The 13,053-nt window shown below is 50.8% G+C and carries 9 protein-coding genes and 1 tRNA gene; 5 read left to right on the top strand and 5 right to left on the bottom strand.

Annotated features, from left to right (window positions below):
• Positions 1-7: 7 nt before the first annotated feature.
• The 4 genes from FIM25_RS03815 to FIM25_RS03800 all read left to right on the top strand — a co-directional run bounded on the left by FIM25_RS03815 (position 8) and on the right by FIM25_RS03800 (position 3,833).
• Positions 8-2,170, top strand: coding sequence for an alpha/beta fold hydrolase (locus FIM25_RS03815; protein WP_139446478.1), 2,163 nt, complete (start codon positions 8-10; stop codon positions 2,168-2,170).
• An 80-nt stretch (positions 2,171-2,250) separates the two neighbouring features.
• Positions 2,251-2,335, top strand: a tRNA-Leu gene (locus FIM25_RS03810).
• A gap of 66 nt (positions 2,336-2,401) precedes the next feature.
• On the top strand, positions 2,402-3,505 hold the full coding sequence (locus FIM25_RS03805) for a tRNA-queuosine alpha-mannosyltransferase domain-containing protein (RefSeq protein WP_139446476.1): 1,104 nt from the start codon (positions 2,402-2,404) through the stop codon (positions 3,503-3,505).
• A gap of 127 nt (positions 3,506-3,632) precedes the next feature.
• Entirely contained in the window at positions 3,633-3,833 is a 201-nt protein-coding gene (locus tag FIM25_RS03800; protein ID WP_139446474.1) for a hypothetical protein, read from the top strand.
• 78 nt (positions 3,834-3,911) lie between these two features.
• Here the strand turns inward: FIM25_RS03800 and typA are convergent, their stop codons facing one another.
• Positions 3,912-5,738 carry a translational GTPase TypA gene (typA, locus tag FIM25_RS03795; protein ID WP_139446472.1) on the bottom strand — a complete coding sequence of 609 codons (1,827 nt, stop codon included), beginning with the start codon at positions 5,736-5,738 and terminating at the stop codon, positions 3,912-3,914.
• A 465-nt stretch (positions 5,739-6,203) separates the two neighbouring features.
• Here typA and FIM25_RS03790 point away from each other — a divergent pair, with 465 nt between their 5' ends.
• On the top strand, positions 6,204-6,800 hold the full coding sequence (locus FIM25_RS03790; RefSeq protein ID WP_179953139.1) for a recombinase family protein: 597 nt from the start codon (positions 6,204-6,206) through the stop codon (positions 6,798-6,800).
• 350 nt (positions 6,801-7,150) lie between these two features.
• Here FIM25_RS03790 and FIM25_RS03785 read toward each other — a convergent pair whose 3' ends face one another.
• The 4 genes from FIM25_RS03785 to FIM25_RS03770 all read right to left on the bottom strand — a co-directional run bounded on the left by FIM25_RS03785 (position 7,151) and on the right by FIM25_RS03770 (position 12,928).
• Entirely contained in the window at positions 7,151-8,824 is a 1,674-nt protein-coding gene (locus FIM25_RS03785) for an FAD-binding oxidoreductase (RefSeq protein ID WP_139446469.1), read from the bottom strand.
• Between the two features lie 311 nt (positions 8,825-9,135).
• Complete coding sequence (locus tag FIM25_RS03780; RefSeq protein ID WP_139446467.1) at positions 9,136-10,686, bottom strand: FGGY-family carbohydrate kinase; 1,551 nt, start codon at positions 10,684-10,686, stop codon at positions 9,136-9,138.
• Entirely contained in the window at positions 10,683-12,212 is a 1,530-nt protein-coding gene (locus tag FIM25_RS03775; protein ID WP_139446465.1) for a glycerol-3-phosphate dehydrogenase/oxidase, read from the bottom strand. Before FIM25_RS03775 ends, FIM25_RS03780 begins: the two co-directional genes overlap by 4 nt.
• The gene (locus FIM25_RS03770) at positions 12,209-12,928 is read right to left on the bottom strand and encodes a GntR family transcriptional regulator (RefSeq protein ID WP_179953138.1); all 720 of its coding nucleotides are present in this window, start codon (positions 12,926-12,928) and stop codon (positions 12,209-12,211) included. The genes FIM25_RS03775 and FIM25_RS03770 overlap by 4 nt, the downstream gene beginning before the upstream one ends.
• Between the last annotated feature and the right edge of the window lie 125 nt (positions 12,929-13,053).

Here is a 13,053-nt window from a genome sequence, read left to right as displayed (position 1 = left end):
GGAAAACATGAATCGTTTTGCCTTTCTTTCCACAACCTTTGCCTTAAAACGCCTTTACCGGCTTTCCAATGCCAGAACCCTTATCAGCGGCGAGGAGAACATACCGGACGGGCCGGTGATTTTTACGGTAAATCACTTTACCCGTATCGAGACTTTGTTTCTTCCTTATCATCTGGAAGAAATTACGGGCAGCCCCATCTGGTCCTTAGCTCACCATGCCTTGTTTACAGGTGCCATGGCTGGATTTCTGGAAAAGGGCGGGGCTGTTTCCACTGCAGCACCGGACAGGGACAGTCTTATCATAAAAAGCCTTATTCTGGATGAAGCCCGCTGGATTATTTTCCCCGAAGGCAGCATGGTTAAAAGTAAGAAGGTGGTTTCTGATGATGGCTTTATTGTGGACAATGGGGAAGAAAAAAAACGTCCCAGAACAGGCGCTGCCAACCTTGCCCTGCGTGCGGAGTTTTATCGAAGAAGAATCCTGCATCACAGGACGGAGGAGGGCAGGGAAGCTGCCATGGAAGTCTGTCGGCCCTTTGAGGTGGAAAATCCTGAAGAGGTAACGGAGAAGGCTGTACACATTGTCCCGGTAAACATCACCTATTATCCCCTGCGGGTCAGGGAGAATGCCCTGAACCGTCTGGCAGCCTTTCTGGTGGATGCTCTGCCCCAGAGGGTCAGTGAGGAGCTTATGACCGAAGGCAGTATGCTCCTCGATGGGGTGGATGTGGATATCCGCTTTGGCCGCCCCCTGGAGGCGGGGGCTTATCTTAAGCATCACGCCATTGTTTCAGACATCCATTCTCCATGCCCCTTTGGTCCCGATGACCCCATTGCCTCCCTTGACGCCCTGAGGCAGGCAGCACAGAAACTGATGCAGGATTACATGGCTGCCATTTATGCCATGACCACGGTTAACCCGGATCATCTGTTTGCAAGCATTCTCAGGGAAATGCCCGGAGATCTAATTGATCCTGAAGATCTGTGTCGCAGGGTCTATCTTGCAGCGACCCTCAGGCTTGACAGCCAGCGGCTTTATCTGCACAGAAGCCTTGAGTACAGTCAGATTCATCTGATTACCGATGACCGTTTCGGAAGATGTGAGGATTTTTTCCGTTATGCCCAGGACACGGGCGTTCTTCTCCCTGCGGAAAACGGATTTTTCAGGCGAAACAGTGCCAGGCTTACAGCAGACTATGATTTCCATGATATCCGTGTTGCCAATCCCATAGCTGTGATGGCAAATGAGATTGAGCCCCTTGCTCTGTTGCGGCCCCATTTAACCCGCCTTGCAAGGGAAACGTCCTTTCACATAAAAAGACGGCTTGTGGCCCATTTGCTGGAAAAGGGGGTGCGGAGTTTTGAAGAAGCCCGCAGTCGCTATGGTTTTCAGCATGAATTTATGGATAAGGATTCAGGCCGGCCTTTTTTTCTGGAGGGTATGGCTGGTAGAGCTGGCGTTCTGCTGATCCATGGCTACCTTTCTCTACCTGCCCGAATGCGGGCTTTGGGGAATAGTCTTCAGAAAAAAGGATTTTGGGTGTATGGCCTGCGTCTGCCGGGCCATGGCACTTCACCGGAGGATCTGGGAAAATCAAAGGCTGTCCAGTGGGAAGATGCAGTTCTGGAAGGATATGCCCTGCTGCATGTACTATGTGGAAAAGTAGCTGCTGTGGGGATTTCTCTGGGGGGTTTTCTTGCAAGCCTTCTTGCCATACGCATTCCCGGCCTGAAGGCCCTGTGTCTGGTGGGTGTACCTTCCAGAATACAGGAATACAGACTTTGTGATGAACCCGGATCGGCTGTATGGGATCGTATTTTTTCCCGCATCAGGACCGGGAAAAAGGAAAAAATACGTATTCCTTGTGCCCTTGAGACATCCGGTATGGGATACAGGGAGCACTCGGAGCCTGTTTTCAGGGAAATGGCCCTGCTTGGGGAAAAGGTCAGAACAGGGATTCCCCTGATCCGTGTTCCCTGCATGGTGCTGCAGAGCCGTAAGGATCCTCTGGTAGTACCGGAAGCGGCTTTGGAAATCTTTAAGCGCCTTGAAACAGCACACAAGGAGCTTTACCTTACCGATTCAGACTTCCACGATATTCTGGCTGAAGACGGAGGGCAGAGAATATATGATCTGATATCCGGCTTCCTGACGGAATTGGAAAGCTGATCGTTTTTTTAAGGGTTTGAAGGAAATTCTGTTTTCTTCCTTGACCCTGTGCAAAAAATTCCGTAAAGACTCCATGAAATGCCGAAGTGGTGGAATTGGCAGACACGCCAGACTTAGGATCTGGTGCCTTGCGGCGTGGGAGTTCGAGTCTCCCCTTCGGTACCATAAAAAAGAAGTAACAGGCCTGCTTTTATGCCGCAGGCCATTTTTATTTGAGGGGGTTGTTTCGGAGTGCGTTTTCTAATGCTGGAAGCATACTACGGCGGTTCCCACAAGGCTTTTATGGATGGTCTTTGTCAATACCTTCCCCATATCACAGAACTTAAAACACTTCCGGCAAGGCACTGGAAGTGGCGCATGCGTTCTGCCGCCCTTCTTTTTTTAAAAGATATTATAAAGATTGAAGCTTATGATGCAGTCATCACCACCAACATGATGAGTGTATCGGATTTCAAGGCCCTTGCCGGTCCTCTCTGTCCCCCTGTTTTTCTTTATTTTCATGAAAATCAGTTTGATTATCCCCCTTCTCCCAACAGCCATATAGATCTGCAGCCTGCCATGACTGACCTGACCTCTGCTTTGGTTGCTGATTTTGTTGCCTTTAATTCAGAATCCCACAAAAATCGTTTTTTAAGCACTGCCGAAAATATTTTTCGCCGTTTTCCAAAGCCGGGTATTTTATGGACCCTGGATGAAATTCGAGAGAAAAGTGTGGTGCTCTATCCTGGCTGTGATCTGGTGGATTTTTCTTTTGAAGGGAAAAGTTTTTCAGAAAGCCCCAGATCCATTGTATGGAATCACAGGTGGGAGCATGATAAAAATCCTTCGGGTTTTTTTGATGCACTTTCTGAAATTAAAGAAAAAAGAATTCCTTTTCAGCTCATGCTGCTGGGGGCAAGGCATTCAAAAATTCCTGCGGTTTTTGTTAAAGCCATGGAAAAGTTCAAAGATCATATTATTTGTTCGGATTATCCTTCAAAAAAAGAAGATTATGCCCGTCTGCTTTCAAAAGCACATATCTGTGTAAGCACGGCGGATCAGGAAAATTTCGGCATGGCTGTGGCCGAAGCCATGGCTGCGGGCTGTCTTCCGCTGCTTCCGGCAAGGCTTTCCTATCCTGAGCTTTTGCCTGATGATCTTCATTCCACACTCCTCTATAAAAACAGTGAAGAGCTGGTCTCGCAGCTGGAATGGCTTTTAAGCTGCCCGGAAAAGGAACTTGAAAAATTTAAAAGGCTTACTTCCTGGATTCAGCGTTTTGACTGGAAAGAGAGCATTTCTCCCTTTATACAGGCTCTGGAGGCTTTGGTGCATGGGAAGCATTTGAATCCTTAAGGCTATAGGCAAAAAGAAAATCTTTTTCTGATTACTGTTTTGATGTAGCCACAGTTTTATGGTTCTTGCCATACCACAATCTTGCTCAGAAATGATAAGGAAATAACCCTGGAACGAGGAGGATGTCTTGAGTCAGTCCGTGACGGTTCACGCAACAATTGATGTAAGCCCTGAGACCCTTGCCTCTGTGGTGAAAAACGCCAAAAGGCTTGCCGGTGAAAAGGGGAAGAAGGCAGATCCTGCAGAAACCCTGAATCAGATGATCAGTCTTTTTCTGGAAAAGAATGATTTTGAAAGTTTTGTGGATGATCCTGCAAATTATTCCTGAGAGCCGCTGCCGGTCCCTTCCCTTGGTTGGCTTGGGAGGGACCGGCTGAACAGAGGTGGTACTCAGAAAGTTTTTTGTTCAGCTTTCTTTCTGCTTTTTATGTCTCTGTCTTTCATGGAAATCCAGATGGGTTTTGCGAAGACGGATGCTCAAAGGAGTAACCTCCACCAGCTCGTCTTCTGCGATAAACTGCAGGGCTGCTTCCAGGCTCATGGGTCTTACGGGTTTTAAGAGGACGTTGTCGTCTTTGCCGGATGCCCGCATGTTGGTGAGCTTTTTTTCCTTGCATGGATTGACGTCAAGGTCATTGTTTTTGGCATGGGCTCCGATGATCATTCCCTTGTAAACCGGTGTACCCGGTGTGACAAGCAGTTCTCCCCTTGGCTCAAGATTAAAGAGGGCATAGGGAATGGCGGTGCCGGAGCGGTCAGATACAAGGGATCCGGAAAAGCGGGATGGAAAATCTCCCCTGTAGGGTTCATAGCCTGAAAAAAGGGCATTGAGTATCCCGGTTCCACGGGTGTCCGTCAGAAATTCATCCCTGTATCCGATGAGTGCCCTGGAAGGGGCTTTAAAGTGAATTCTGACCCTGCCTGAGCCGTTGTTCACAAGGGATTCCATACGACCTTTTCTGATGGACATTTTTTCCGTTACAATTCCCATAAAGGTTTCATCACAGTCTATGTACACATCTTCCACGGGTTCTGTACGTACGCCGTTTTCTTCCCTGAAAATAACTTCAGGTCTTCCCACGCAGAGCTCAAAACCTTCCCTTCTCATGGTTTCTATGAGAATGGCCATCTGAAATTCTCCGCGTCCTTTGACAAGGAAGGTTTCCTTATCATCGGTATCTTCTATCTGAATGGCCACATTCCGCAGGGTTTCCCTGTGCAGTCTTTCCCTGATTTTCCGGGACTGGACAAGATTTCCTTCTTTTCCTGCAAGGGGAGAGTTGTTGCTGGTAAAACGCATGGCCACCGTGGGTTCATCCACACGGATTCGGGGCTGAATAAGCGGGTTATCCACAATTGTCAGGGTATCGCCGATTTCCACATCTTCATTACCGGACAATACTACAATTTCTCCGGCAAAGGTTTCCTCGGATTTTATCAGTTGAGTACCTTCATAAACCTGAATGGTGGAAAGGCGGAAAGGAATCAGAGACTGGTCTGCACAGGCCCGCACTATGGGCATGCGATTTTTCAGGCTGCCGCTCTGAATTCTTCCGATGGAAAGGCGTCCCAGATAATCGGAGTAGCCAATGTCGGAAACCAGCATGGAAAAGGGTCCGTCGGGGTTTACCTTCGGCGGGGGAATGTGGGCAAGGATGGTTTCAAAAAGAATTGTCAGGTCTTCACCGAGATTGTCCGGCTCAGGACCGGCAATACCATCCCTGCCTATGGCGTAGAGGCATGGGAATTCAATTTGTGCTTCCGTGGCTTCCAGGTCAATGAAGAGATCATATATTTCATTGAGCACTTCCTGGGGTCTGGCATCATGGCGATCCACTTTATTGATGACCACTATCACGGGAATTTCTGCTTCAAAGGTTTTTTTCAGTACAAAGCGGGTCTGGGGAAGGGGGCCTTCGGCGGCATCCACCAGAAGGATGGCACCATCCACCATGGAAAGGGCGCGCTCCACTTCAGCACCAAAATCAGCATGGCCGGGTGTGTCAAGAATATTAATTTTTGTTGTTCCGTAACGGACAGAGCAGTTTTTGGCGGCAATGGTTATGCCCCTCTCCCTTTCAATATCCATACTGTCCATGATACGCTCAGCAACTTCCTGATCAGGACGAAAAACTCCACTTTGACGGAACATGGTGTCCACAAGGGTGGTTTTACCATGGTCAACATGGGCAATGATGGCAATGTTTCGCAGATTTAATGATTCAAATGACATGGGATTCCTGAAAGCCTCCCCGCCCGGGCGGGTATTGAAGGTATAAAAAAATATTAAAAAACAGACACAGAACAGCAAAACCGCTATTTATAACTGAAAAAATATGGAATTGACAATTGCTAATTTTATCATGTATTCTTTTTCCATCCATTATGCTTTTGTGTCAGCATCGTATGTCTTTTTTCTTACTCTGTTCGAATGACCATGAATTGATTCGGTGTCATCTTTATCAGAATACAGAAAGTTTATGCAGATGGAAAGAAACAGCGGTCTCATATCGCTGGTCTGCATGTTTATGACCTGAGAAATCAATTTTTCCGAAAAATTTGTTGTCACTGAGGCAAGGTCTGCAGTTTCTGTGTCGGGTCACTTCGCAAAATTTGTTTCTCTTCAACAAGTCGCAGCATGGGCCTGAAGCCCTTGCCTTTAAATTTATCAGGATTTTCTTGTGGTAAGGAGAATGCCATGAACGATTTTTTAAAGAACCTTCGGTCCAGCCAGAAAGAGCGAAGTCATGGGTCAGGGAGAAGCTCCCAGGATTCTTATGGAAATCCAGAGAAGAGGGCAGCCTATGATCGTCGATCCCAGCAGAAGAAGAGTATGGTCCAGGGCAGTGAGGATTTTTTCAAGCGTGCGGAAGAGACCCTTGCGGGTATACAGGTGCTTCTGCAGGGGATGAATGAAACCATGGGACGCCTTGCAGATGCCCGGGAGCGTAGAGCAGATGTGGAAGAAAAAAAACTTGCCCTTCTCGAAGCCTTGTTGCCCCTTACGCTGGATGCCCTGAAGTCGGTGGTGGAGGCCCCTACACCTGCGGTGAATTCTCCGGAAAATGGAGAAAAGAAAAATGGATTGTCGGGTGTGGGAAGGGATGCTCCCGTTTTAAAAAAACTATCCGGTGAAGAAAAAAAAGAGATTGTCAAAAATATACGCACTTTGCGGAAATTGGGCCACACCTATGATCAGATTGCAGAACACCTTGAAAAAAACAGGGTACCAACTTTCTCCAATAAAGGGAAATGGCATGCCCAGACCATACACAGGTTGTGCAGGATACCTTAGGTCCCGGAAAAACAGGAGTGCATTGTTTCCCAGAGTTTCCTGTCAGACTGCCTCGTTAAAAGTTTGTACATGCTGTTTCATTTAGTCCTGTCGGAAGGAAGGATTATTCATTCTGTACCATTACGTTGATAACCTGCAGAACCGCACCGATGAATTATCTGCAGGCCAATTGCTGTCCTTTTCAGATATTTTTTTAATTTGTAAGAAATCAAATTTTGTAATGGTTTATCTTGCTTGAATTTATGTTTTCCAGTCTCCAGTCTCCAGCCTGCTGCTAATCAATTAAAGAGTGGTTATCAGTTTAAAAAAGTGTGGAAAAGTATAGGGAGTGGGGCAATTATCAATTAAGTCTACAGGCCCATCACCCCCGGTCCAAGAATCCCATGGGGATCAAGGTGTCTCTTTACAGCCCGCAGCAGTTCCATATTTTCTTCACCAAGTTGTTTTACCATGAAAGGTCCCATCATCCTCCCTACACCGTGGTGGTGGGAGAGGGTGCCCCCTGCATGGAGAATACGTTCAATGATCTTCCTGTGAAAGGCCCTGTAACTGTCCAGATCTTCCATGCGGGCGATGAAGATAAAGTAGAGATTGGTGCCCTGGGGATAGAAATGGGAGGCGTGGGTCATGCAGATGGTCTGGGGCCGCGCCTTTATGAAGGCCCGCACGCTGTCATGTACCCGGTGCAGGGCCGACCAGGTCACACCCGTTTCCAGGGTATCAATAATGATACCGAAATCCAGTAGGTCTTCTCTCATGTAGGGGTCTAGGTAGCGGCCATGCTCCCACTTGTGAACCGGGTAGGAAGTGAGGCCCATGGCCCCGAATTTTTTTGCAATATTCCGCACGTTTTTCGCCACATTCCGGCTGAAACCCGCCTCCCCCTCCGCCGTACCCAGGGCGAGGCAGCGCTCCATGGGCCGGTATCCGCTAAAGCGCATGAGGCTGTCCAGCGGCCCGCCTTCCACGCCGTAGAGCTTTAGAGCCACGTCCGTTTCTTCGGCATCCGAGATGCGGAACACCGCAGGCATGCCGCACTGGGCCTGGGTGATCTCCCTTGATGCTGCCACAGCTTTTTTCCAGTCCGGAAATATGAAGGAAAAGCGTTTAGTGTTTTCCGGCATTTTACGGAAAATTTTTAGGGTTACACTGATCAGAACTCCGAAGGCCCCTTCACTTCCCTTGAAAATATCCTGAATCTTAGGCCCCGTTGCCGTTGCCGGAACGCTTTGTGTCACAATAACTCCCCTGGGAGTAATCACTTCCACGGCAAGGAGGAGGTCTGCCGCATCGCCGTAATAGGAGGAGGCCTGACCTGATCCCAGGGTGAGAATCCATCCGCCCACGGTACTGAACTCAAAGGACTGGGGAAAGTGGCCGCAGGTATAGGGCCGCAGAGCTCCGAAGCGTTTCGGGGCTTCGTTCAGGGCAGCCTCGTAGTCCGGGCCGCTGATGCCCGCCTCCACGGTGACAGCGTGGTCTTCCTCATTGAAGGAAAGCACCCGGTTCATGTGGGTGGCCATGACCAGCGTGACTCCGCCTTTTTCCATGCGGTGACCAAGGGTGACGGAAGAGCCGCCGCCGTACACGGAAAGGGGAATACGGTGTTCATGGCAGAGGGACACAATAGCCTGCACATCCCGTTTGTGGCGGGGATGCACCACAAGATCCGTGACGCCTTCTGGTCGCTGATGGCGCAGAGCAAGGGTTTCTTCTGTGGTTTTTCCCGTGCTGTAGCGGATGCGGCTGAAGGCGTCCCTTTCCACCTGCTCCGGCCCCACCGCCCTTTCCATGGCCTGAATGAAGGCTTGGGGCAGGGTGGAGGGAAGGGTTTCAGAGACCCTTTCCTCGCCCGTGAAGCGGGGGGTGAGAAAATCCCTGTCCCCAAGGCCGAAGGTCTCTTTCAGCATGGCGTGGAGTCTGGAGTTGGGGTGCTTGAAAGTGTTGGGATCGCCCCAGCGGAAGATGCTGCGGAAGCTTTTTTCAGGGGGCGGGGTGTGAATCCATGGGCTGTGGGAGGGCATGGGGGTTCCTTTCAGGGCCTTAAATGTTCAGTAAGTTATCTGGTAGCTGTTAAATCATTAAACAGGCTTACAGGTACACAGGCCATTTGTTTGTGACGCAATCTTATTCGGGAGCTTCTTGACCTGTGCTGAATCGCCAAAACTTGTCGGCAAAGGCAGGATGAACTTTTTTATTATCATAGCAAGCTCAGTACGCTGCCTTTTGTGCCGACTTCGGACAGTTGGCGATTCTTTACGCACAGGTCGGCGAAGCTCTGATCCGAAACGATTGCAATGTCACTCACAAACGGCCTGCGTACCTTAGCAGCTTTTCACTGGCTTTCCGGATACCCCGTGATATCCCGGATTTTCCGGTACAGAGGGGCAAGGGCCTTGTACATGCGCTGGTACACTTCGGTGTAAAGGCGATGATAAAGTCTCACATTGTCGGCATCCGGGACAAAACGCTGCTGCACCCGTACCATGCGGGAAAGGGCGGTCGTTACATCCGGATGCAGGCCGAGTCCTACGGCCGTGACCAGAGCGGCCCCAAGGCCCGAGGTCTCGCAGGTTTCCCCCCGCACCAGAGGGCGGTTGAAAATATCCGCAGAAATCTGACACACTGCATCGCTTTGGGAAGCACCTCCGGAAACTGCAAGGGTATGGATGGGAATTTTTCCCCGTTTTTCAATGCTGTGCAGACCGTCCAGCAGACCATAGGCCAGTCCTTCGATAACGGCCCTGTATACATGGGCCCGGGTATGCACGTCTCCGAACCCGATGAGGCTTCCCTTGGCGTCCGGATGGTGCAGACCTGGACTCCAGAAGGGTTGCAGTACAAGGCCCATGGCTCCGGGAGGGGTTTCGGCCAGAAGACGGTCCAGCAGTATTTCCACGGGAAGCTGGCACTCCATGGCTTCCTGGGTTTCAGGATGGCCGAATTCGTTCTTGAACCAGGTTATCATCCAGTATCCCCGGAAGATCTCCACCTCAGGATTGTAGTATCCGGGAACCGGGGCCGGGTAGGCGGGCATGAAGCGAAGGGGTTCAAAATAATCCTTCGTTGTGGTCTGTACCGTAGCCGTGGTTCCAAAGCTCAGACTCGCCATACCCGGCTGAAAAACTCCGGCCCCTAAGGTTTCACATCCCTTGTCCGATCCGCAGGCGATGACGGGCACACCTTCCTGAATGCCCGTTTCCAGGGATGCTCTGGCCGTGACCCTGCCGAGGACAGCACCGGGCGGGATAAGCTCCGGCAGTTTATTTTCCGGAACAGGAAAGAGGCGGCGGCTGAGGGAAAGTGGACCGCTCCAGGCCTGTTTTTTATAATCAAAGGGGAGGTGCCCGATCTGTGAGGCTATGGAGTCGCTGAAATTTCCCGTTAGTCTGTGGTTGAGAAAGCCAGAAACCTGCATGTAGCAGGCGGTTTTTTTCCAGAGCCCCGGCTGGTTCTGGGCTATCCAGTTGCATTTGGCATCGGTCTGGGCCTTGTGCACCAGCCGGGATGCTCCGGCAAGGTGCAGAAAAGGAGAAAGCAAACCCGCTTGCAAGACAGGAGAGGCCTTGCGCTGATCCAGCCAGGTGATGGCCGGGCGCAGGGGGTTACCCATCCTGTCCAGGCATACCATGGTGGCCCGCTGGGTGGCGATGCCCATGCCTGCTATGCGGGAGAATGCTTCCGGAGCTTTTTCCTTGAGGCTCAGGCAGGCTTTGCAGAGATTATCCCAGAACAACAGTGCATCCTGTTCTGCCCACCCTGGTTTGGGGCTTTCATAGGGAGCGTAGCAGCGTTTTTCAGATGCCAACAAGCGGCCTTCGGCATCAAAGAGATGGGCCCGCAGGCTCTGGGTGCCGCAGTCGATGGACAGAATGCAATCTTTCATCGGGGAACTCCATGGTTTTTCTGCCAGAGAGCATGGTATCTCAGGACCTCATGGTTCCATTTTTCGGGGCTCCAGCCCAGAACAGGCAGGGCCAGATCCCTGATTTCCTCCATCATGTCCATGCCGCCATCGGCCAGAACAAGGCCGAGGCGCAGGCGACGCAGAAGAAGGTCGTCTAGATGGCGTATGGAAGCATCCCGACAGACAAGGGGGATTTCTGCGAGGATATTACGGGTTCCGGGAATGAATTCAAGCAGGGCAGGGTTTTGGGTTTCAAGATATTGTGCATCACTGCCGTAGCGGCCGCAGAGCAGCTTCCATAATTTCGGATTCAGGTTTGGTGGGCAGGGCTGATAAAAGGCCTTAACAACGGGAGTTTTGATGTCGGGTTGGGGCAGATGGCGCTGGCGGCAGCCCAGCTTCAAAGTATCCCAGGCCAGTTTTCTGAAGGTGGTGAGTTTGCCGCCCGTTACGCTGATAAGCCCCGGAGCCTGCCATACTATATGCTCCCTTGATTCCTGTGAGGGTTTTTTGGTCATGCTTTCCGTTACAACGGGTCGCAGCCCCGCAAAGGTGGAGAGAATATTTTTTTCGCTGAATCCTGCATCCGGAAAAAGATGCTTCAGTGCCGTCAGGAGATAAAGAACCTCATCTCTGGTGATGACGGGGTTTTCCGCATCCTTCAGGGTGCTGTCTTCGTCTGTGGTGCCAAAAATCAGGGCACCTTCCCATGGAATGAGAAAAACCGGGCGTTGATCATGGGGGTGGAAAAAGCTCACGGCTGTTTTCAGGGGCAGAATATGGGAAGGAAAGACAAGGTGGCTTCCCCTTAAGGGCCGGATATGCAGTTTTTTGGAAGGCAGGGGGTGAAGTCTCGCTGAAAAAACACCCGTGGCATTGACCACAAGGGGGGCATAATATTTTCTTTTTTCCCCTGTTTCCCTGTCCTCGGCGCAGACTCCTGTCACCCGGCCCTCTTTGTTTTTTGCAAGGCTTGTAACCCTTGTGTAGTTCTGGGCAAAGGCCTTTTCATGGCAAAGGGCTTCTCTGATGAGCCGCAGCACAAGGCGGCTGTCATCCACCTGAGCATCATGGAAGCTAAAGGCACCGGAGAGTTTTTCATTTCGTATTCCGGGAAGGTTAAAGCGGATGTTTTCAAGACTTTTAAATGAGTGGCGTTGTTTCCCTGCCATAAGATCATAGAGAAAGAGTCCTGCCTTCATCTGCAGAAGCGAAGGTCCGCCATCCCTGTACATGGGCATGAGAAAGGGAAGTTCTGTTACAAGTCCCGGCAGCTCCCGGAGAAGTCTTTCCCGGTGCCGGACGGAATCCAGAGTAAGGTGCAGATGCCCCTGTTTCAGGTAGCGCAGCCCGCCGTGCACCAGTTTGGAAGACCTGCCCGATGTGCCGGAGCTGAAGTCAGATCCTTCAAGGAGGAGGACTGAAAGGCCTATGGCTGCAGCTTCGCGAAAGATGCCTGCCCCTGTAATGCCGCCTCCGATGACAATGAGATCATAATTGTTCATGGTTCCTCCGCCTTTGTTGTGGGTTCTTCCGCATCTGCCGTTCCGGGGAAGAGGCTCTGCCAGTAGGCAAGGCTTTTCTTCATGGCATCAGCGGCAATTTTTTCCACGGCATCGGGATCTGTAAAAAGAAGATCAGGGAGTGCGGCATAATATTCCATGGATTCCTCGCGTGTTTCGGAGCTCTGAAAGTAGAGGGTTCCGCCGTTGATGAAAAGGGCCTTGAAATCATTGTACATGAGAAGGGATACCCTTCTGCCTGCAGCCAGAATCATGGTTTCCTGAAGGTGCCAGTCAAATTCTGAAAAAATCCTTGGGTCTTCTCCGGGCATTTGATCCGGTGTCAGAAGGGCAGCCACGGATGCAGGATTGTGGATGGCAGCCAGACGGGCGCAGGGCGGCAGAAGCTCTATGCGCAGTTCCAGCAGTTCCGTAATCAGAGAAAGGGGAATGAATTCCGTATACCGGGCAAGGGTGCTGAGAATACCCATGCCACCGCTTTTCCAGAAATCATTGACCACGGAGCTTCTGCCATGGCGGATGGTGATCCAGCCCTGACGCTCAAGGAGTTTCAGGGTTTCCCTGAGGGTGGGTCGTGTGACTCCGAGGCTTTCTGCCAGTTCCCGTTCAGGGGGCAGGGATGTGCCTTCGGGCCATGTGCCAGAAAGGATGCGGTGCAGAATGTTGTGCTCGGTATGAACGGAAGGGCGTATGGGCATGGAGTCTCCTTGTATTCTGATTTGGTAAGAGGTCATACCAGTACGATGAAATTCTGTCAAGCATGGGGCTGGATCAGGGCCTTGACAGTATTTCCGCATCTCATTAAAAGAAGTTTCAAAGGTTT

The organism is Desulfobotulus mexicanus, from assembly GCF_006175995.1.
GTDB lineage: Bacteria > Desulfobacterota > Desulfobacteria > Desulfobacterales > ASO4-4 > Desulfobotulus > Desulfobotulus mexicanus.
Note: the sequence above shows the minus strand (reverse complement) of the source record. Positions and strands in the feature narration are given on the sequence as shown.

Excerpts from the sequence above, each read along its gene's own strand:
- FIM25_RS03815 (WP_139446478.1), top strand. The coding sequence starts at position 8 with ATGAATCGTTTTGCCTTTCTTTCCACAACCTTTGCCTTAAAACGCCTT.
- typA (WP_139446472.1), bottom strand. The coding sequence starts at position 5,738 with ATGTCATTTGAATCATTAAATCTGCGAAACATTGCCATCATTGCCCAT.
- FIM25_RS03790 (WP_179953139.1), top strand. The coding sequence starts at position 6,204 with ATGAACGATTTTTTAAAGAACCTTCGGTCCAGCCAGAAAGAGCGAAGT.
- FIM25_RS03785 (WP_139446469.1), bottom strand. The coding sequence starts at position 8,824 with ATGCCCTCCCACAGCCCATGGATTCACACCCCGCCCCCTGAAAAAAGC.
- FIM25_RS03780 (WP_139446467.1), bottom strand. The coding sequence starts at position 10,686 with ATGAAAGATTGCATTCTGTCCATCGACTGCGGCACCCAGAGCCTGCGG.
- FIM25_RS03775 (WP_139446465.1), bottom strand. The coding sequence starts at position 12,212 with ATGAACAATTATGATCTCATTGTCATCGGAGGCGGCATTACAGGGGCA.
- FIM25_RS03770 (WP_179953138.1), bottom strand. The coding sequence starts at position 12,928 with ATGCCCATACGCCCTTCCGTTCATACCGAGCACAACATTCTGCACCGC.